This window comes from Hymenobacter endophyticus, assembly GCF_032464715.1.
Classification (GTDB): domain Bacteria; phylum Bacteroidota; class Bacteroidia; order Cytophagales; family Hymenobacteraceae; genus Hymenobacter; species Hymenobacter endophyticus.
The window spans coordinates 113,146-134,519 of record NZ_JAWDJT010000005.1 but is presented as its reverse complement, the minus strand read 5'-3'; the positions used below and the strand labels follow the sequence as shown (position 1 = coordinate 134,519).

Below are 21,374 nucleotides of genomic sequence, written 5' to 3'. Positions count from 1 at the left end.
TAAAAAATGCCGGGCTTCCAGTCAAGAGCTGACTGAAAACCCGGCATCTACTTTTTTTGAGGCGCAAGTCCGTTTAGCCTACTTCCGCATACTTGCTTACCCTAAGTTCCTCGGCCAGGAACCGGCTGGTGTGCCCCTTGCAGGCTTTAGCTACCTGCTCCGGCGTGCCCTGGGCCACAATGGTGCCGCCTCCTCCACCACCCTCGGGCCCAATGTCGATGATGTGGTCAGCTACCTTGATGAGGTCCAGGTTGTGCTCAATGATGAGGACGGTGTTGCCCTTGTCGGCGAGCTTGTGCAGGACTACGGAGAGGTGGTTGATGTCCTCAAAGTGCAGGCCGGTGGTGGGCTCGTCGAGGATGTAGAACGTTTTGCCGGTGTCCTTTTTGCTCAGTTCCGTGGCCAGCTTCACGCGCTGGGCCTCGCCGCCGCTTAGCGTGGTGGCCTGCTGGCCCAGGGTGAGGTAGCCCAGGCCTACTTCATTCAGCGTCTGAATTTTGCGCAGAATGCGGGGCTGGAACTCGAAGAACTCCACCGCCTTCTCCACGGTCATGTCCAGCACGTCGGTGATGCTCTTGCCCTTGAAGCGGACTTCCAGCGTTTCGCGGTTGTAGCGGCGGCCTTTGCAGGTTTCGCAGGGCACGTGCACGTCAGGCAGAAAGTTCATTTCGATGGTGCGCATGCCGGCCCCCTCGCAGGTTTCGCAGCGCCCACCCTTCACGTTGAACGAGAAACGGCCCGGCCCATAGCCGCGGATTTTGGCCTCGGGCAGGGACGAAAACAGCTGGCGGATTTCGGTGAACACGCCGGTGTAGGTGGCCGGGTTGGAGCGGGGCGTGCGCCCAATCGGCGACTGGTCTACCTCAATCACCTTGTCGATAAACTCCAGACCCTCAATCTTATCATAGGCCAGCGGCTCACGCTTGGCGTTGAAGAAGTGCTGGTTGAGGATGGGGTAGAGCGTATCGTGGATGAGCGACGACTTACCCGAGCCCGACACGCCCGTAACGGCAATGAGCTTGCCCAGCGGGAACTTGGCCGTTACGTTTTTGAGGTTATGGCCTTTGGCCCCGCGCAGCACCAGCTCGTTGCCTTCGCCGGCCCGCTTTTTCTTGCGCAACTCAATGTGCTTCTGCCCACTGAGATACTGAGAAGTGAGCGAGCCGCTGGTGAAAATCTCAGAGGGCGTACCAGAAGCCACAATCTGCCCGCCGTGGATGCCCGCGCCAGGGCCAATGTCCAGGACGTGGTCGGCGTGCAGAATCATATCCTTGTCGTGCTCCACTACTATCACCGAGTTGCCCAGGTCGCGCAGGTGCTGCAGCGCCTTGATGAGCCGCTCGTTGTCGCGCTGGTGCAGGCCGATGCTGGGCTCGTCCATGATGTAGAGCACGCCCACCAGCTGGGTTCCAATCTGGGTGGCTAGGCGGATGCGCTGCGACTCGCCGCCCGAGAGCGTGCGCACCGAGCGGTGCAGGTTCAGGTAATCAAGGCCCACTTCCAGCAAAAAGCCGATGCGCTTGCGGATTTCCTTCAGCAGCTCGCGCGCAATCAGGTTCTGGCGCTCCGAGAGGCGGTCTTCCAGCCCTTCAAACCAGGCAGCCAGCTCGTTCAAATCCAGCACCGACAGCTCGCCGATGTGCTTACCCGCAATCTTAAAGTGCAGGCTCTCCTTTTTGAGGCGGTAGCCGTGGCACTCGGGGCACTCCTGGGCCTGGGTGTACTGCTGAATCCACTCCCGGATGTTATCGGACTCCGACTCCATCTGGCGGCGCAGGAAGGGGATGATACCCTCGAACGGCTCCACGTAGTTGGCCTTTTTGGGGTCGGCATCCTCGTCCTCGGGCACGCCGTGCAGCAGCCGTTCAATCAGGTCGGCGGGCAGCTTTTCGATGGGCGTGCTGAGGCTGGCCTTGTGTTTCTTGACGATGAGGCTGAGCTGCTGGAAAATCCAGATGTCCCGGTACTCGCCCAAGGGCGCAATGCCGCCGCGGCTGATACTGAGCTTCTTATCGGGCATCACCGTTTCCTCGGTGATTTCCTGCACCTCGCCCAAGCCGTTGCAGGTGGGGCAGGCCCCGTAGGGCGAGTTGAAGCTGAACGTATTCGGCGCCGGGTCGTCGTAGGCAATGCCAGTGGCCGGGTCCATCAGGAAGCGGGAGAAGAACTGGGTGTTGTCCTTCTTCTTATCGGCATCCAGCACCAGCATAGTGCCTTTGCCCTGCGTGAGGGCATTTTGCACCGAGCCGGAGAGGCGGAACCGGTCTTCCTCCTTCACCACCAGCCGGTCGATGACGATTTCGATGTCGTGGATTTTGTAGCGGTCCACCTGCATCTTGGGCGTGATGTCGAGCAGTTCGCCATCCACGCGCACTTTGGTGAAGCCCAGCTTAGCAATCTGCTGGAACAGCTCCCGGTAGTGGCCTTTGCGGCCCTTTACTACGGGAGCCAGCACTACCAGCTTCTTGCCGTCGTACTCTTTCAGGATGTAGTTGATGATCTGGTCGTCGCTCTGCCGGATCATCTTCTGGCCGGTGGCATAGCTGAATGCCTCAGCGGTACGGGCGTAGAGCAGGCGCAGGAAGTCGTAGATTTCGGTGATGGTGCCGACGGTGGAGCGGGGGTTGCGCGAAGTGGTTTTCTGCTCGATGCTGATAACCGGCGACAAACCCTCAATCTTATCCACGTCGGGCCGCTCCAACCCGCCCATGAAGCTGCGGGCGTAGGCCGAAAACGTTTCCATGTAGCGGCGCTGGCCCTCGGCGTAAATCGTATCAAACGCCAACGACGACTTGCCCGAGCCCGAAATGCCGGTGAACACCACCAGCCGCCCGCGCGGAATCTGCACCGACACGTTCTTGAGGTTGTGCTCCCGGGCCCCGTACACCTCAATGTAAGGCGCTTCCAGGTCGGCGGGGCCCAGCAGCTGGCCCTGGATGCGGGCCTGGTTTTCCAGCACCGCTTCGTTTATCTGCTCCTGACGGGGTACGGCCTGCACGGCAGCGGTGCTGTGGTGGTCGGTACCGTCGGCCACGGCTGCGGCCGTTGGTTTGGGGGCTTTTGTTGTTTTCGGAGCCTTGCGGGGAGTTGCGGCAGCCGGAGCCTCGGCGGGGGCTACCGGGGTTGCCGCTTTGGGTGCCTTGGAAGGGCGGGCCGCTTTGGGGGCCGCGGGCTTGGCAGTGGTAGAAGGAGCAGTTGTTTTTTTGGCCATGCGGCAGCGGAGCGGATAAGTCTGCAAAAGTACGTAAAACGGGCCCGGCAGGCTACCCTTACTAGTTTAATTGCCAGTCATTTTAGTGCCTCTTCCACTCAAGCGCTTTTTGATGCGCCTGGGGTAGATGGTCCATAACACCATCGGCGGCGGAAATGTCCCGGTTGGGGCAGAAGTTCTTTATGTAGCCCAGGGGCTTTGGCTGAATTATGGTGCGGCTTTTGCCTATAGGTGCCGGAACGCTCCATTTGCTTTTTGCGACCATGAAAACTCTGCTGAAATCGGGATTTGTGCTGGCCCTCGGGCTGCTGCTGTACGGCGGCAGTGCCCAGGCTCAGGTACGGGTAAACATCAATGCGCCATACTGGGGCCCGGCCGTACCCCCGAACGTGCAGTACTACTATATTCCGGAAATTGATGGCTACTATGACCTGTACAGCCAGTCGTATCTGTTTTTTGATCCGGCCTACGGAGCTTGGGTAAGCTCGCCGGTATTGCCCCGGGTGTACGCCGCCTACGACCCGCGCTTCTTTCACCCGGTAGCCATTCAGTACGTGGGCCGGCAGCCTTGGGGCTACCTCCGTGACCACCGCCAGTACTGTGACCGGTGGGGCGTGCGGCCGGGCCGATACTACGGCTCCAACTGGCCCGGCCGCGGTTACGTGGTAGCTCCGCGCGGCGGCTACGGCCCCGGCTACTACGGCAACCGCCCCTATGGCCAGGGTGGCTACGCTCAAAATGGCTACCGTGACAACCGCAACCCGTATAACGGGCGTGAGGAGCGCAATGACCGTTATGACCGGGACAACCGGGACGATAGAAACGACCGGAACGATAACCGGTATGAGCGCAACGACAATACCCCTAATAACAACCAAGGTGGGCGCGACGACCGGGGCGGCTACGCGCCCCGCAACGAACAGCCCGGCCCTGGTGCTCCGCCCCAGGTTCCTGGTGGCTACGGCGGCGGCCGACGCGGCCGCGTACTTTAGCTTTCTGTAACAGACTACCAAAACGCTTTCAGCCCCTGGCTGAAAGCGTTTTTAGTGACCTCGCCAGGACATATTAACTAAACCACACCCATTGCGTTAAGGGCCTAGCTGTTAGCAGTAACTCAACGGTCTGGCTGAACTGGCCCCGTTCTTGCAAACTGCATCACCTCTCCCACTCTCTCACTCTACACTCTTGCTGTATGAAGCTCCTGCCCAAAGTAGCCCTGTCTGGCCTGCTGACCTTGTCACTGATGGGGGCGGCCCAATCGGTCCAGGCTCAGGTCACCATCAATGTAAACCCGCCTTCCTGGGGCCCCGCGGCCCCGGCCGGTACGCAGTATTACTACGTGCCCGAATACGGAGGCTATTACGACCTGCGCGACCAGCAATACATTGTGCAGCGTGATGGCCGCTGGACGCGGGTGCGCAACATCAGCGGCTACAACCCCGCCAACTTCCACCCCGTGGTGCTTGATTACCGGGGTACTCAGCCCTGGACCCTCATTGGCCGACACCGGCAGCTGTACCCAGCCAGCTTGCCCCCCGGCCAGGTGAAGCGCTTAGAGAGCGGCAAAGGTTTACCGCCCGGCCAGGCCAAGAAGCTCGGCTACGGTGGCAACGGTAATGGCAATGGAAAAGGCCACGGCAAAGGCAAGCACTAATCCACATTCCTGTTAAGCACAAGCGCCCATCCAAGTTGGATGGGCGCTTGTGCTTTGTTGGCGAAGGCAGAGCGTTATTCCAGCAGCTTGGCCCAATTGAGTTTGCGGCGGGCGGCTGTGGGGGTGGGCATTCGGCCATTGCGCATCAGTTCCTCGATACACACCATATCATCATCGTGCTGCATGCCGGCGGCGGCTACCAGCTTGTTCTGGTAGGAAAAGAGGGCCAGAAACTTGTGGCGGCGCACGTCGCCGTGGAAGATGATTTCGTCCCAGACGGTGGCGTGGCCGGCGTAGCGCAGGCTTTTCCCGAACTGTTGGGTCCAGAAGAAAGGAACTGCCTGGAAGGCCGTGTTTTGCCCCAGCATATTGCGGGCAGCGCAGGCTCCGTGCTGCTGGGCCACCCGCCAGTGCTCAATGCGGTGCTGACCCAGGCCGGCTGGCAGCGAAAACAGGGCTACGTCGCCGGCGGCGTACACGTGCGGGGCGGCGCAGAGGTGGGCATCTACGCGCAGGCCGCCGTCTTTCTCCAAATCGAAAGTTTCGGCCAAGAAGTTGGTGGCGGGGCGCACACCTACTGCCAGCACAACTGCATCGGCGGGCAGACGCTGGCCCGAAGCTAGGCGTACGGCTGTAACGTGGCCATCCTTTCCTTCCAGGCACACCACCTCAGCTTCGACCCGAAACCGCACCCCGTGGCGGCGGTGCAGGTTACGAAACATGCGGCCAATCTTAGAACCCAAAATACGGGCAAACGGCTCGGCGTCCTGAGCCACTACCGTTACTTGCCGCTCTTCCCCCACCAGGCTGGCCGCAGCTTCCATTCCAATAAAGCTGCTCCCGATAATAACTACCCGCTTGGCTTTGGCAACCAACTGGCGCATCTGTTCGGCATCCGACGCAGACCGCAATGGCAACACACCAGCCAAATCATAGCCGGGCAGCTTGGGCAGGGTGTTCGGGATACAGCCGGGAGCTAGCAGCAGCGCATCATAGTGCAGGGGCCCGCGGCCGCTGAGCTTGAGTTGGCGAGTGCGCAAACTCAGGCCCGTAGCCCGGGTATCAGAGAGTATTTCGATGCGGTGCCGCTCATAGAACTCGTCCTTGCGAAGGGGTAGCGCCTTGCTGCCGGCTTCGCCAGCTAAGTAAGCCTTACTGAGTTTGGTCCGGTCATAGGGCGCGGCCGTTTCGGCAGTTACCATTACCAGGCGGCCCCCAAAGCCTTCGGCGCGTAAGGTTTGGGCCGCAAACTGCCCGGCTGCTCCGCCCCCTACAATTACAAAAGTGCGGGTGTCGGGTGCGGCGGCGTTAGGCGCGGGCGCATTGCCCCCAACCAGGGCCGTGGGTGTAGCATCGGGTGAGTTGGTGGCGGCGGTGGGTTTGGTGGGCAACTGCACCCATACGCGGCCATCGGCCACGCGCACGGGGTAGCTGGGCAGGTTATCCAGGGCCGGGGGCTGGCAGAGGTGGCCATCCGGGATGCGGAAGCAAGCGTGATGCCAGGGGCACACCAGTTGGTCATGCACGATACGGCCCTTTTCCAGAGGGGCACCGTAGTGCGGGCAGTTGGGCGCCAGAGCCACGTACTGCCCCTGACGACGCAGCAGCAGCACGGTCGCCCCCGATGCTACGGTAAAGGTGCGCATTTCCCCTTCCTGCAGGGCATCAGCGGGAGCAAAGTCGAATTCGGGCATGGGCAGCGGAGGCAAAGTTGAGGTTGGGGCTGCCCTGCCAACGCAGGGAAGGAAAACCGGGTTGTATTGTCTTTTCGTAATTCTTTCTACCTACCCGTATCCTTTTATTGCTCAACCCGTTCAGCCCGCTATGCCTTCCACCCAGCAGTATTACGGCGGCTCGCCCCTGGAACCCCGCACCCTGCTGCGCGAAGGCCAGGCCTGCCTGCTGGTATACCGGATGCCAGGCACCTCAGCCGAATTCAGCCTGCAAGGAGTTCTGCACCATATTATGCGCCGCGGCCAAACGGATTACCTGTGCTTAAGCGGCGGCTGCGAGCTGCGCCTCGATTGGCTGGTGGCCGTAAATGGGCACCGGCTGGCGGCCTAATCCTAGGCTGGCGGTTTACCGTATGCCGGAAGGTACGTTTTCCTTCCCCACTCATGGCAACCGCACCCTACAAACCCATCAGCTGCTCGTTCTACGACGAGTTGGAGGCACACGCCACCACTGGCCAGCCCTGCACCCTCACCTACCGCACCGAGCCCGACACCCCGCCCAGCACCTACCACGGCATTATCCAGGACCTCTACATCCGCGACAAAGTGGAATACCTGCGCCTACAGGATGGCTTCGAACTCCGCCTGGATAACCTGCTGGCTTTGGATGACAAGGAGCTGCGGAATTACTGCTGAGAATATGGTTCTTTGGCGGATCATTAATTCTCTATCTGATGCCCCGCTTTACATTGTTGTTGCTACTAATCCTACCAAGCTATAGTTGGGCTTGCTCATGCGGAAGAGCCGGCATTTTGAAAAGTCGTCATCATGCCGCAGTTATTTTCACTGGCACACTTATTAGGAGCCATACTGTCATATATAATGATACTCTCACTACGTCGAAGACAGAGGTTTTCACTCGTTCAGCCAGACTTACACGTTTTATATTCAGAGTTGATAAACTATATAAGGGCCAAACACGAGCAGATACTGTATCCATAATAACCAGCGCAGGAGGAGCAGATTGCGGCAGTAATTTCTTGACCGATCAATCATACCTGATATACAGTTGGTACACAGACAGAAGGCCGAATGACTTTCGAATAGAGTATACAAAAGTTGGCAAGCACTTAACTACTAGTGTGTGTTCTCGCACAAAAGCCAATACATTCCTCACTTTCTATGAGAAATTTTGGTTGGCAGTTTTATAAAATATTAACGGCCGCCCCACTTGCGTGAGGCGGCCGTTAAAACGTCCACGAAATCCGTGAGCCTAAAACTCCGCCGACTTGGGGAAGCGGGGGAAGGGAATCACGTCGCGGATGTTGGCCATGCCGGTGATGAACAGGATGAGGCGCTCGAAGCCCAGGCCGAAGCCAGCGTGCGGGGCCGAGCCGAAGCGGCGGGTATCGAGGTACCACCAGAGGTCTTCCTCGGGCACGTGCATTTCCTGCATGCGCCGCTGCAGCTTCTGCAGGTCGTCCTCGCGCTGAGAGCCACCGATGATTTCGCCGATGCCGGGGAACAGCACGTCCATGGCGCGTACGGTGCGGCCGTCCTCGTCCAGCTTCATGTAGAAGGCCTTGATATCCTTGGGGTAGTTGGTGAGGATAACCGGCTTCTTGAAGTGCTTCTCCACCAGGTACCGCTCGTGCTCCGACTGCAAATCAGTGCCCCAATCCACCGGGAATTCGAACTTCTGCTTGGCAGTTTTCAGAATTTCTACGGCCTCGGTGTAGGTGAGGCGCTTGAAGTCATTTTCTACTACAAACTTCAGGCGGCTGAGCAGCTCCTTGTCATACTGGTCGTTGAGGAACTGCAGGTCATCGGGGCAGTGCTCCAGGGCGTAGCGCACCAGGCTCTTGAGGAAGTCCTCGGCCAGGTCCATGTTGTCCTGCAGGTCGAAGAAGGCCACTTCCGGCTCAATCATCCAGAACTCGGCCAAGTGACGGGCCGTGTTGCTGTTCTCGGCCCGGAACGTGGGGCCGAAGGTGTACACCTTGCCCAGCGCCATTGCCGCCACCTCGCCTTCGAGCTGGCCCGATACGGTGAGGTTGGTGGCTTTGCCGAAGAAATCCTGGCTGTAATCCACCGCGCCGGCCTCGTTTAGGGGCGGCTTGGTGTCGGAGAGGGTGGTAACGCGGAACATCTGGCCGGCACCCTCGGCATCGGAGCCGGTGATGATGGGCGTGTGGATGTAGAAGTAACCGTTGTCGTTGAAATACTTGTGCACCGCAAACGACATGGCGTGCCGGATGCGCAGCACCGCGCCAAACGTGTTGGTACGGGGGCGTAGGTGGGCAATTTCGCGCAGGAATTCCAGGGAATGTCCTTTCTTCTGCAACGGATACATGGTGGGGTCGGCGGAGCCGTACACGGTAATTTCCTCCGCCTGAATCTCTACTGACTGGCCTTTGCCCTGGGATGCTACCAGCTTACCGCGCACGGCAATGGCTGCGCCGTTTTCCACACCATCGGCTTTCAGCTTCTCCTCCGGAAACTGCTCGGCGTTGGCCACTACCTGAATGGAATTGAAGCCGGAGCCGTCATTCACGGCAATAAACTGCACGTATTTGTTGCCGCGGCGGGTGCGTACCCAGCCTTTTACCAGCACTTCACGGTCCAGGTCGGTGCTGCGGAGTAACTCCTGCACGCTGGTTCTACGGAGGTCGGACATGGGGAAAATCGGTTCTGCTAAAGAATGTATTGGCCGCAAAGGTAGAAGATTTGGTAGGCGGATTCCGCAACTCTTGTCATCCTGAGCTTGCGAAGGACCTTATAGCGTCAGCACAAAGCCCTGCTGCAATGGTCGTGCTAACGTTGTAAGGTCCTTCGTAAGCTCAGGATGACAGCTACACCCAACTTTTTCCCTCAAACCCAAGTACAGAAAGGGCTATATTTGGCCTAACCACCCCGTTTTCCTTACCGGCGGGGCGTACGCGTTTTTAGAGTATGCAACGACTGGACATGAAACAGCTTCTCTCGCAGAAGCTGAGCCCCCAACAGATTCAATTCATTAAGCTCCTGCAGATTCCGACGGTGGAGCTGGAGGCGCGCATCAAGGAGGAGCTGGAGGCTAACCCGGCCCTGGAGGAAGGCGACGACCAAGAAGAGGAGTTTGAGGAGCAGGAGCGCGACGACTCCGACGATGCGGAGGACGATTTCGACGACCCCGATGCGGAATTTGACAATCCTGACAACACGCTGGACGAAGATTTCGACAGTGGCCCGGCCGATGAACAGCCCGAGCTAGACCTCAGCGCCAAAGAAGAGCCCGCCGAAATCAAGGAGTCGGAATCGGCCGATGACCTGGATTTGAGCGACTACCTGCACGACGACGAAATAGCGGGCTACAAGATGCAGGGCGACGGCCCCGGCGAGGACGAGGACGACCGGGAAATGCCCCTGGCCGATACCAGCGGCTCGTTGGTCGACAACCTGCTCGACCAGCTGGGCTTTGCCAGCCTTGATGAGCAACAGGAGGCCATTGGCCGCCAGCTTATCGGCTCCATTGACGGCGACGGGTACATTCGCCGCGACCTGTCGGCCATTGCCAACGACCTGGCGTTTTCGCAGAACATAGAGGCCACCGTGCCCGAAATTGAAAGTGTGCTGCACGTTATTCAAACCTTCGACCCAGCCGGTATTGGCGCGCGGGATTTGCAGGAGTGCCTGTTGCTGCAGCTGGAGCGCCGCCCCCAGGACGAGGCCACCGAGCACGCCGAGCAGATTCTGAACGAAACTTTTGACGAGTTTACCAAGAAGCACTACCAGCGTATTCAGCAAAAGCTGGACCTGGAAGATGATGAGCTGAAGGACGCCATTGCCCTGATTCTCAAGCTCAACCCCAAGCCCGGCGGCACTGGCCCGGTGGGTATGGGCAAGGTGCAGTATATCATTCCCGACTTCCTGCTGACCCACGACAACGGGCAGTTCAACCTCACCCTCAACACCCGCAACGCCCCCGATTTGCGCGTGTCGCCGGCCTACACCGAGATGTTCCAGGCCTACGACAAGGCCTCGAAGAAGGACAAGAAAATGAAGGAAGCCGTGACCTTCGTGAAGCAAAAGCTGGACTCGGCCAAGTGGTTTATTGATGCCATCCGTCAGCGCCAAAACACCCTGCTGCGCACTATGGATGCCATTGTGCGCTACCAGCGGGAGTTCTTTGCCGAGGGCGACGAGAGCAAGCTGCGGCCTATGATTCTGAAGGATATTGCCCAGGAAATTGGCATGGACATCAGCACCGTGAGCCGGGTGGCCAACTCCAAGGCCGTACAGACGGAGTTTGGTATCTATCCGCTCAAATACTTCTTCTCCGAGGGTATTGCCACCGACTCGGGCGAGGACGCTTCCAGCCGGGAGGTGAAGCATATTCTAAAGGAAATCATTGAGGGCGAGCAGAAAAACCGCCCCCTCAGCGACGACAAGCTGGAAAAGATGCTGAACGCCCGGGGCTACAACATTGCCCGCCGCACCGTGGCCAAGTACCGGGAGCAGCTCAACATCCCGGTGGCCCGCCTGCGCAAGGAGCTGTAGCCGGTACCCGACCAGAAAAAAACCAGAACGTCATGCTGCGGTACGCGCGGCATGACGTTCTTTGTTTGCTACCTGGTTTCACGCATTAGCCGTCCGTTTGAAAAAGCGCCTCGCCACCCTGCTATCCGCCGTATTTCATCCGCTACTGGTACCCTCCTACTTGGCTGGGCTGCTGGAAATGCAGCAGGCGGCGGGTAAGGGCCGCCTCTGGACGGTGGTGCTGTTCACCTTTGTGCTACCCACGGGCGCGGCCCTGCTTCTGCTCCGTCTGGGCCGCATCGACTCCCTGGAAATGCCCCAGCGGCAGCAGCGGGCCTGGCCCCTGGGACTGGCAGCCCTAAGCTTTGGGGCCGGGGCGGGGTGGCTGCACTGGCAGGGCGTAGCACCAGCCTTGGTGGTGGGACTGGCGGGTATGGCAGTGGCCGTATTGCTCACCTTCCTGATTACGCTGCGCTGGAAAATATCGGCGCACGGCGTGGGCATGGGCGGAGCGGCCGGGCTGCTGCTGGCGTTGCAGCTACAGTTCGGCCGCCCCGGCCTGGGCGGGGTGCTGGCAGTGGCGGGGCTGGCGGCGGCTGTGGGCTGGGCGCGGCTGGAGTTGCGGGCCCATACGCCGGCCCAAGTATGGGCGGGCCTGGCGCTGGGCCTGAGCGTAGCCCTGGCGGCAGCCAGCTACTAAGGTTGGGGTAGCCCGAATCGTTGCGTACCTTTCTTGGGCTACACCGCACTCCGTCAGTACTGCTGCCCTGGGCTGCTGCTGGCGTTTCTGCTTCCTGGCCTCTCCGCCGATTTTGCTGTTGCCGTATGTCCTTGCCCTCCGACTCCGCCCCCACTCTGGAAACCTTGATTGCGCAACTGGCCCAGGAACGCCAGGCGCGCCAGGCCGCTGAGCAGCAGGTGCAGGTGGTGCGCCGCCAGCTGGCCACCTCCCAGCGCACCATCAGCCGCCTCACCGATAGTATTACGCGCCTTACCCAAAACCTGCGGGTAGGCGTGCTGGTAGCGCATCAAACGGGCATGGTGGCCCTACTCAACCAGGAGTTCTGCGACCTGGTAGGAATTGAAGACGTACCCGCCCTGGGCGGTAAGGAGCAGCCGGCACAGCCCATTCTGGAGGCGCTGATAACCCAATCGGCCAAGCCTGAGCACACGCGGCAATGCCTGGCCGGAATGCGCCTGGCGAATGAGCGGGTGCTGGGCGAGGAGTTGGAACTGGCCGATAACACGGTGCTGGAGCTGGACTTTATTCCGCTTAGCGGGCCCAACGAGCTGGTAGCAGCGGGCTATATGCTGTCGTTTCGGGATGTGACGCAGGCCCGCCGCGCCGAGCAGTACATGCACTCCCTATCCCGGATTCCGGGGCAGAACCCCAACCCGGTGCTGCGCCTGCACGCTAATGGCCGCCTTATGTACAGCAACCCCGCCGCCGAGCAGCTCCGGCGGGAATACCTCGCTCCTGAGCTGGAGCCCGAATTACCCAAGCAAGTATACCAGGCGGCCCTCGATGCGCTGGCCAACGGTGAGCAACTGACGCGACGGGAAATGTGGTTTTGGGGGCAGTGCTACCAAGTGGCCATTGCCCCCTTCGTGGACGACCAGTACGTGAACCTGTACTTCACGGATATTACGCCGCTCAAAGATGCTGAAAGCCGACTGGTGGAGCAGCAGGAGTTCTACGAAACGGTGCTCAACCAGCTTCCCGCCGACGTAGTAGTGTTTGATGCCGAGCACCGCTACCGGTTCGTGAACCCGGCCGCCATCCGCGACGCCGAACTGCGCCAGTGGATTATCGGCCACGACGACTTTGAGTACGCCACGCACCACGGCCGCCCCCTGGCTCAGGCGGAGGCGCGCCGGGCCCTGTTCAACCAAGCCGTGCAGCAGCGCACCATGGTAGCCTGGGAAGAAACCCTTGTGCACCCCGAAGGCCCCCGCCTGGCGTTGCGCCATATGCAGGCAGTCTTCGGTACCCAGGATGAGGTGCGCATGGTTATTGGCTACGGCATTGACATTACGGAGCGGCATGCGGCCGTGGAGCGCTTGCGCAAGAACGAGGCCGTACTCCAGGAAAATCAGGAGTTTGTACGCCTGGTAGTGGATACCACGCCCAGCTATATCTGGGTAACGGACGGCCGCGGCAACGTGCTGTTCAGCAACCGGGCATTTGATGAGCTGGTAACGCAAAGCAGCCACCGCGAGGTAAACGTGGACGATTTCACCAACCCGGTGGCAGCGGAGGCCCGGGCGTTCATCACCACCGATGCGCAGGTGCTGGCTACCGACCAGGAACTGGTGCAGGAAACCACCTACACCCTGCGCGACGGCACTACCATGTGGCTGCAAACCGTGAAGCGCCCCCTGCACCGCGCCGACGGTTCCGTGAACGTGCTGGGCATCAGTACCGACATTACGGAAATGCGGCGCGCCCGCCAGGCCCTGGAAAGCAACGCCAAGCAGTACCGCGACCTGATGCACTATTCCCAGGCTCTGATCTGCACGCACGACCTGAACGGCACGCTACTCTCCGTGAACCCGGCGGCGGCCCAGCTGGTAGGCGTGGCCCCGGAGCTGCTACTGGGCTGCAACCTGCGGCAGGTACTCTCCCCCGAGCTGCAAAGTGAGCTGGAGCAGTACCTGCAGCGGGCCCACGAGCAGCAGGAGCTCACCGGCCTACTAACGCTACGCAGCCCCGACGGACGGCCCCACCATCTTATGTACCATAACTACCGCGTGGAGGAGCCCGACGAGGTGCCTTACGTTATTGCCTACGGCCAGGAAATTACCGAGCGGATTCTGGCCGAGCAGGAGTTGGTACGGGCCAAGGAGCAGGCCGAAAACACGGCCCGGGCCAAGGAAAACTTCCTGGCCAACATGAGCCATGAAATCCGCACGCCCATCAACGGCATCCTGGGCATGGCCGGCCTGCTGGCCAAAACCCCACTCAACGAAGCTCAACAGGAGCATTTGCGCATACTGCGCAACTCGGGCCGCCATCTGCTCACCGTTATCAACGATGTGCTGGATGTGGCTAAAATTGAGGCCGGCAAGCTGGAAATGGAGCAGGTTGCTTTCGATATCTGCCAGTCAATCAAGGATGGTGTGCAGAGCCTGGGCTACCGGGCCGAGGAGAAGGGCATCGAGTTACGCATCCGGCCCTTGCAGCTACCTCACCCGGTGGTTATCGGCGACCCGGGCCGCCTCAACCAGATTTTGCTCAACCTGCTCAGCAACGCCATTAAGTTCACCGACCAGGGCCATGTAGAGCTGGGTGGGCGCCTGCTGCACGATACAGCCACGGAACTGGAGCTGGAGTTCTGCGTCCGGGACACTGGCATTGGCATTTCAACCGACAAGCAGGAAACCATTTTCGACAGCTTCACCCAGGCCTACGCCGATACGTCGAGGCGCTTTGGGGGTACCGGCCTGGGTCTCACTATCAGCCGCCGCCTGGTGCAGCAACTGGGCGGGCGCATGTGGGTAGAGAGTCAGGAGGGGGAAGGCAGTACGTTCTTCTTTACCCTGCGCCTGCCCAAAGGCCCCCTCAACCTGCCCACGGCTCCCGTCCTGGCTCCCCTGAGCTACGATGCTTTGCGCGGCAAGCGGGTGCTGCTGGTAGAAGACCACCCGGTAAATCAGCAACTGGCCATGCTTATTCTGGAAAGCTGGGACGTGGAAACGCACATAGCCTCGGATGGTCACGAGGCCCTGGCCCAGCTGGAAGCCCGCCTCTACGACGTGGTGCTTATGGATATCCAGATGCCCGGAATGAGTGGCCTGGACGTGGCCCGCCGCCTGCGCCAGCACCCTGACCCACTACGGGCCAGCACCCCGGTTATTGCCCTCACGGCCAACGTAATGCGCTCCGACAATGAGCTCTACCTGGCGGCCGGCCTCGATTATCTTTCCAAGCCCTTTGAGGAGGATGACCTGTACCGCAAGCTAACTGCCAACCTGCGCCCCACCCCGGTAGCCGAATTAGGTCCCCCTCTCCACGCTCTGCCTACGCCGCCAGTCACTGCCGAGCCAGTTTCTTCCGCCGTTCCTGTAGTCCCGCCGGCTTCTGCTGCCCCCCCTCTGTATAACTTCAGCCGCCTCCGCGACACGGCCCGGGGCAGCACCGTGTTTATGCAGAAAGTAGTCAACTCCTTTCTTACCCATACGCCCATAACGGTAGCTCAACTGCAGGAGGCCACCGCCGCCGCCGACTGGCTTACCGTAGGCAGCCTGGCCCATAAGCTGCGGCCCTCCTTGCAGCTGCTTGGCATGGAGGCCACGTATGCACCAGTAGCCCTGCTGGAGCCTTTCTCCCGCCCGGCTACCGGCCCGGTCACGGCCACCCAAACGGAGCTGGCAACGGCGGCCACCCAACTCATCAGCCTTCTGAACACGGCCGTGGAGCAGCTCACTGTAGCTACCGTAGAATAAGCATCGGCCCCGCTGGAACTACCAGCGGGGCCGATGCTTATCAGTGGAGGAAGCAGAACTTAGATGCGGTTGAGCTTCCGGAAAAAGGCTTCCTGGTACGATTTTCCGATGGGTACATGCTGCCCGCCGGGCACTACGGCGGCCCCATCCTCAATGGCCTCAATGCGACGCATGTTCAGAATGTAGGAGCGGTGCACACGCACGAAATGGTCGAAGGGCAGGCGGGCATCCAGCGCCTTCATGGTGGTGTAGACGATGTACTTCTGCCGGTCCGTTACGATGATAACGTAATCCGACAGGGCTTCAATGTAGAGTACCTCATCAAAGTTGATGCGCACCATTTTGTTGTTCACCTTCACGAACAGGTCGTGGTCGGGAGGGCTAGTGGGTGCGGCGGGGGCCGCCGGGGCGGCGGACGGCGTGGCGTGCTGCTGCAAGGCCCGCTGCACCGCCCGGCTGAAGCGGGCGTAGTCGAAGGGCTTTACCAGGTAGTCCGTCACGCGCAGGTCAAAGGCATCCACGGCGAAATCCTCGTGGGCCGTGGTCAATACCACAATGGGCGGGTCTGGCAGTACGCGCAGCAGGTCCAGGCCGTTCAGCTGAGGCATCTGCACATCCAGAAATAACACATCCACTTTGTTGCCGGCCCGGAAGTAGTTTAGCCCCTGGAGCGCATCGTCCATGGACACAACCAGTTGCAGGGAGTCCGTCAGGGAAATATAGTGCTCCAGCGTCAGCCGGTTGATTTCTTCATCATCGATGATAGCGCAGGTCAGAACAGGGGCGGACATAAGGGCGGGGAAGGAGTATCGGGTGTAACCTACTGATTCTCTACTCGAAACAAAGTTTCATCGCCCAACATGGGGCGTCTGAGGGAGAAAATATAGCGTTTATCGGGTAGCTAAGCTAGGGGCCGGAGCTTTGCCAACCAAGCCGTTCAGCAAGTAACCAACGGTTATTCCCGCTTTGAGAACTGCTAACTGGCTCCTTCGTCTCGGAATACGGCCACCTTCCGGTTTCGAAACCGGCCATCTCACCGGTTTCCTTCTTGGGAAAAGCTTCTGGCCCAGGCCTTAAGACCGATGCGCCATTTCCTGGGCCAGTAGTTGCTGCACCTCAGGCCGCTGGTAATCCTCTTCCTGCTGAATGTGTGGCATCAGGCGCTGCATAATGCGTTCCTGCGCTTGCCCGTTGGCCCAAGCCTCGGCGTAAGGCAGGCTCGAAAACGTAACCTGGGAGTACAGCGGCAGCCACTTCTCGGGGTACTGGGCCGATATTTTACTTTCTATCTTTTTCTGCAGCAAAAACCGGGGGTCGGCCACCCGGTCGCGCATTTCCTGGAAGTTGTACACCGCCAAATCGGCCATAGCATCGGTGTTGGGTTTGCGCAGGGCCTCAAACTCCTGAAAGATGCGCCCCCAGTCGTGGCCGTGCTGGTGCAGCAGCTCGTTAAGAATAGTGCAGTCCTCGAAGCCGGCGTTCATACCCTGCCCATAAAACGGCACAATGGCGTGGGCAGCGTCGCCGAGTAACAGCACGTGGTCCTGCTCAGCCCAGGGAAAGCACCGGATGGTTACCAGAGACGCCGTAGGATTCTCAAAAAACTCAGTTTCCAGCTGAGGCATCAATGGCAGCGCATCCGGAAAAACCCGGCCAAAAAACTCGGTTACTTGTGCCGGGGTCTGCAGCGTGGCAAAGGAATCGGGGCCTTCGTAGGGGAAGAACAACGTGCAGTTAAACGAGCCGTCGAGGTTAGGCAGGGCAATCATCATGTACTGGCCCCGGGGCCAGATGTGCAGGGCGTTTCTTTCAATTGCCCACTGCCCGCCAGCTGCCGCTTCAATGGTCAGCTCCTTGTAGCCGTAGTTCAGGTATTCCTGAGAGTAGTTGAACCGGTCAGTCCGCTGCAGGGCACTGCGTACCGCCGAGTAGGCTCCATCCACCCCGAACAGGCGCTGGTAGGGTACTACCCGCTCCTGCTGCGTTTCCGTATCCAGCATTTCCAGCTCCTGGCGCTTTAAGTCAACGCGGCGGCATTGCTGGTTAAAACGCACCGTAATACCAGGTTCCTGCTCCACCAGGTCCAGCATGCGGCGGTTCAGGCCCGCCCGAGAAACGGAGTAGATGGACTGCCCGGCTTGGCCATAGGGTTGAAATGTAAGCCCACCCTGGGTGTCGTGCATCATGCGGCCGTGCATGGCAATAGCCACCTCCCGTACCGCCTCAGCAATGCCTACGCCTTCCAGGGCCCGCCACCCCCTATCCGACAGGGCCAGATTGATGGAGCGCCCCTCTACTGGCCCGGCACCCCGGATATCGGGGCGGCGCTCAAACAACTCCACTTGGTGCCCATGCCTCGCCAGGTACAAAGACAACAGGCAGCCAACCAGGCCCCCACCCATAACTGTCAGGTTGCCTGTATTTTCTACAGAGGATATGCTGCTTGGGGTATCGGTCATGGCATGTAGGCGTAGTGCGGTTGGTATAGGCAGGGTGAAGCAGCGAAAGTAACCGTTTCTGTTGGCATCAGTTGATCGAGCAAAACCGTGCGTTGAACCCGGCAAGTGGGCTAGTTGGCCGGAAGCCGTTTTCCAGGCTCTTAGTACTAGTGTAGCTTTGTATTATTAAGTGATTGTATTTCGCTAATCCTTATTTGTTATGCACCTTACTCCCGCTATTCAACTTGTCTATTCCAGCCGTCCAAACGGCCGTCACCGGCGCCATGACGCCCCTAGCGCCCGCAACTCACGCCTAAACGACGTCTCCCTTCTATCCAATAAGCACCTTGATCCGGCAGATGCTTGTTTATGGGCAGTTGTGCCTGCTCGCCGGGCTATCAGCGGCGGTTATCGGTACGCCGACTACCTATTAGGAGACGAAAACTGTCTCTATCTGTATGGTCCGGAGAATATTCGGTACTAAAGTCACTGGTGAGCTGTCAGCGGCCTATGCGCCGCTTTAGCTGGCTATACCCGTTTTAATTCAATTTGACAACGTGCACAATGCAATGATTGTCAGTAATTTGTTAGGCATACATACCATATATTTGTACCCCTTTCTGACGAAGGGATACGCATAGTCATTTTTAGAATTTTTCCAGTATGAGAAAACACTACCGTTTTCTATTTCTTTTCCTGCTGTTGTTTGGCTGCGCTTTAGCGGGTCTGGCGCAGGACTTAAGCGCCGTAGCTGGCATGGTACAGACGGAGGCCGGTGAGCCCATGCCCGGAGCTACTATTTTCATTCGGGGCACCTTCATTGGCACCAGCACCGACCGGGACGGCAAGTTTGGCCTGCGGGCTGATTTCAGCGAAGGACCAGTGGTACTGTCGGTATCATTTGTGGGTTATGAAAGCCGCGACGTGACCTTGAGCCAGCCTGACAACGCCGTGAAGGTGCAGCTCAAAATCAACCCCACGCAGACGACGGAGGTAATTGCCTCGGCCTCGCGCGTGGAGGAAGGTATTTTGCAGGCACCGGTAACGGTAGAAAAAATCACCTCCCAGCAGGTGCTGCGCCTGCCCCCGCCCGATGTGCAGGTGGGCCTCAACCAGTTCAAGGCCATTGACGTGAACAGCACCAGCATGCTGATGAACTCGCTCAGTACCCGGGGCTTCAACTCGGCCAAATCAGAGCGCCTGATTCAGCTGACGGATTATTTTGACACTCAGTCGCCGAGCCTGAACGTGAATGCCGGCAACCTGACGGGCCTGCCCGAGCTGGATATTGAAAGCATTGAGATTATTCACGGTCCGGCTTCGGCCCTGTACGGCGCCAATGCCTTCAACGGGGTGCTGCTGCAGAACTCCAAAGATGCTTTCGTGAGCGAGGGCCTGACCCTGCGTGTACGCGGCGGGGAGCGGAGCTTCTTTGACGGGCAGGTGCGCTACGCCAAGAAAATCGGGGAGAAGTTTGCCTTCAAGGTTACCGGAGCATATTTAACGGCTAACGACTGGCTGGCCAGTAACTACTCGGCCACCAGCACCCAAGTAGAGCGACGCAACAATGCGCAGGGCTCCCCGCTGGGCTACGATGCCGTGAACCGCTACGGCGACGTGGCCAGTACCTACGGCCCCCAGCAAAATATTCCGGGCTTGTTTACCGTGAACCCGGAACTGTACGGCAAAACCGTGTTTATGCCTGGCTTTGATGAGAGAACCCTGGTGGCGGATGACAATAAAGCTAAGTCGCTGAAAATTCATCCCTCTCTTTCCTACCTGCTCACCAGCTCTATTAAGCTGACGGTGGGTGCCAGCTACAACCGGGGCACGGCCAGCTACCAGAGCTCCAGCCGCTACCGCTTCAAGGATTTCGGCACGAACCAATACCACGGCGAGATTAAAGGAGAGCGGTGGTTTTTGCGCGGCCAGTCAGTCCAGGATTTCGGGCAGAACTCGTACGATTTGAACTTCCTGGGCTCCTTCATTCAGAACACGGTGGATGCCACCAATGCGCTGGGTATTCCGGGCCGGACGTATGCGCAGGAGTACTTTTTTACCTACAATAATGCCTACACGGCGGCCCGCAACCGCAACGCCAGCGTGGAGGAAGCACAGCAGCAGGCCCAAACGGCCGCCAACCGCCTGCAGCTTGACCCCGGCAGCGCCACGTTCCAGACGCTGCGCAGCACCATTATTGCCGATGCCACGCCGGGCCGGGGCGCGCGCCTCAATCCCAGCTCTTTACTGAACGAAGGCAACGCGCAGTACAACTTCAAGCTGGGCGAAACCGCCGACCTGATTGTGGGCGCCGCCTACCGCAAATTCCGCCTGGGGTCCAATGGCAACCTGTTCTCCGACGTGGACGACCGGATTCAGAACCACGAGCTGGGCGGCTACGCGCAGGTGACCAAGAAACTGCTGGATGAGCGCCTGAAGCTGGCTCTGGCCGGCCGCCTCGACGGCTTCAAGAACTTTGACCCTGCTTTCTCACCCCGGGCTTCGGTGGTATACTCGGCGGGCAGCAAGCGGGAGCATAACTTCCGGGCCAGCTACGGCCGCGCCTTCCCAGACCGAGCAGTACTTCTACAACGACATCCGGACGGGCGTGCTGATTGGCAACATCGGCAACGGCTTCCAGGGCTATAACCTGAGCTTGTTTAACTCGCCCCAGCTGCTGGCCGCCGCCCAAACCAACCCGGCCGTGCTGCAACCCTACGAGTACAACGCTGCCCCCCTGAAGCTGGAGCGCGTGAACACAGCGGAAATCGGCTACAAAGGCGCCATTCTGCCCAACGTGTACGCCGACGTAAGCTACTTCCGCAGCGCCTACGACGGCTTCATTGGGGCCCAGACGTTCGTGGGTAACACCGACGGCTCACGGCCCACGCCCCAGCAGCTGGCTGCCGGCTACTCCACCGCCTACACTGACCAGAGCAAGCCGACCCGGGTACTGTACGCCTACTATAACAACGCCGAGCAGGTGAAAACCCAGGGCGTTACGGCCGGCCTGACGTACTACTTCCGCAAGGCCCTGAACATCACCGGCAACTACTCCCTGAACGTGCTGGACCGCAGCAACCTGCCCGAAGGCTTCCAAACGTTCTTTAACGCGCCCAAGCACAAGTACAACGTGGGCGCCAACGGGCAGGCCGGCAATTTCAGCTACACCGTGAACTACCGCTGGGTACAGGGCCACCTGCAGGAAATGCCCTTCGCCACCGGCACTATCCGGGACTACAGCACCACGGATGCCTACCTGGGCTATACCGTCCCGAAATTTGGCACCACCTTCCAAGCTGGTATTTCCAACGCCTTCAACACCAACAACATTCAGGTATTCGGCGGCCCGCAAATCGGCCGCCTCGGCTACCTGGGCCTGCGGTTTGATATGTAGTGCTTAGTGCTTAGTGCTTAGTGTGTATGAAAAGGCC

General features: G+C 59.5%; 14 protein-coding genes. 9 read left to right on the top strand and 5 right to left on the bottom strand.

Features of this window, described 5'->3' with window-relative positions; translation table 11 throughout:
- Nucleotides 1–73 precede the first annotated feature (73 nt).
- Nucleotides 74–3,211, bottom strand: coding sequence for an excinuclease ABC subunit UvrA (uvrA, locus tag ROI90_RS09935; RefSeq protein ID WP_315998190.1), 3,138 nt, complete (start codon nucleotides 3,209–3,211; stop codon nucleotides 74–76).
- A 263-nt stretch (nucleotides 3,212–3,474) separates the two neighbouring features.
- Here uvrA and ROI90_RS09930 point away from each other — a divergent pair, with 263 nt between their 5' ends.
- Both ROI90_RS09930 and ROI90_RS09925 read left to right on the top strand, forming a co-directional pair.
- A complete protein-coding gene (locus ROI90_RS09930; RefSeq protein ID WP_315998189.1) occupies nucleotides 3,475–4,203 on the top strand; it encodes a hypothetical protein in 729 nt (242 codons plus the stop codon).
- A 200-nt stretch (nucleotides 4,204–4,403) separates the two neighbouring features.
- Entirely contained in the window at nucleotides 4,404–4,865 is a 462-nt protein-coding gene (locus ROI90_RS09925; protein ID WP_315998188.1) for a hypothetical protein, read from the top strand.
- A 74-nt stretch (nucleotides 4,866–4,939) separates the two neighbouring features.
- Here the strand turns inward: ROI90_RS09925 and ROI90_RS09920 are convergent, their stop codons facing one another.
- A complete protein-coding gene (locus ROI90_RS09920) occupies nucleotides 4,940–6,559 on the bottom strand; it encodes an FAD-dependent oxidoreductase (protein ID WP_315998187.1) in 1,620 nt (539 codons plus the stop codon).
- 130 nt (nucleotides 6,560–6,689) lie between these two features.
- On the opposite strand from ROI90_RS09920, the gene ROI90_RS09915 reads away from it, so the two are divergent.
- A complete protein-coding gene (locus ROI90_RS09915) occupies nucleotides 6,690–6,929 on the top strand; it encodes a hypothetical protein (RefSeq protein WP_315998186.1) in 240 nt (79 codons plus the stop codon).
- Between the two features lie 53 nt (nucleotides 6,930–6,982).
- The gene (locus tag ROI90_RS09910) at nucleotides 6,983–7,234 is read left to right on the top strand and encodes a hypothetical protein (protein WP_044000633.1); all 252 of its coding nucleotides are present in this window, start codon (nucleotides 6,983–6,985) and stop codon (nucleotides 7,232–7,234) included.
- Between the two features lie 577 nt (nucleotides 7,235–7,811).
- On the opposite strand, the gene asnS is transcribed toward ROI90_RS09910, so the two are convergent.
- Nucleotides 7,812–9,215, bottom strand: coding sequence for an asparagine--tRNA ligase (gene asnS / locus ROI90_RS09905; protein ID WP_315998185.1), 1,404 nt, complete (start codon nucleotides 9,213–9,215; stop codon nucleotides 7,812–7,814).
- Between the two features lie 275 nt (nucleotides 9,216–9,490).
- On the opposite strand from asnS, the gene rpoN reads away from it, so the two are divergent.
- The 3 genes from rpoN to ROI90_RS09890 all read left to right on the top strand — a co-directional run bounded on the left by rpoN (nucleotide 9,491) and on the right by ROI90_RS09890 (nucleotide 15,502).
- A complete protein-coding gene (gene rpoN / locus ROI90_RS09900; RefSeq protein WP_380229739.1) occupies nucleotides 9,491–11,077 on the top strand; it encodes an RNA polymerase factor sigma-54 in 1,587 nt (528 codons plus the stop codon).
- A gap of 97 nt (nucleotides 11,078–11,174) precedes the next feature.
- Nucleotides 11,175–11,756, top strand: coding sequence for a hypothetical protein (locus ROI90_RS09895; RefSeq protein WP_315998183.1), 582 nt, complete (start codon nucleotides 11,175–11,177; stop codon nucleotides 11,754–11,756).
- Nucleotides 11,757–11,881: 125 nt separating this feature from the next.
- Nucleotides 11,882–15,502, top strand: a complete 3,621-nt coding sequence (locus tag ROI90_RS09890; RefSeq protein WP_315998182.1) for a PAS domain S-box protein — start codon at nucleotides 11,882–11,884, stop codon at nucleotides 15,500–15,502.
- A gap of 59 nt (nucleotides 15,503–15,561) precedes the next feature.
- Here the strand turns inward: ROI90_RS09890 and ROI90_RS09885 are convergent, their stop codons facing one another.
- The gene (locus ROI90_RS09885; RefSeq protein WP_315998181.1) at nucleotides 15,562–16,293 is read right to left on the bottom strand and encodes a LytR/AlgR family response regulator transcription factor; all 732 of its coding nucleotides are present in this window, start codon (nucleotides 16,291–16,293) and stop codon (nucleotides 15,562–15,564) included.
- A 282-nt stretch (nucleotides 16,294–16,575) separates the two neighbouring features.
- Nucleotides 16,576–17,961, bottom strand: coding sequence for an FAD-dependent oxidoreductase (locus ROI90_RS09880; RefSeq protein WP_315998180.1), 1,386 nt, complete (start codon nucleotides 17,959–17,961; stop codon nucleotides 16,576–16,578).
- Between the two features lie 642 nt (nucleotides 17,962–18,603).
- Here ROI90_RS09880 and ROI90_RS09875 point away from each other — a divergent pair.
- Nucleotides 18,604–20,589 (top strand): TonB-dependent receptor, encoded by a 1,986-nt coding sequence (locus ROI90_RS09875; RefSeq protein ID WP_315998179.1) that lies wholly within the window; start codon nucleotides 18,604–18,606, stop codon nucleotides 20,587–20,589.
- Nucleotides 20,549–21,337, top strand: a complete 789-nt coding sequence (locus ROI90_RS09870) for a TonB-dependent receptor domain-containing protein (RefSeq protein WP_315998178.1) — start codon at nucleotides 20,549–20,551, stop codon at nucleotides 21,335–21,337. The genes ROI90_RS09875 and ROI90_RS09870 overlap by 41 nt, the downstream gene beginning before the upstream one ends.
- The last annotated feature ends 37 nt before the right edge of the window (nucleotides 21,338–21,374 follow it).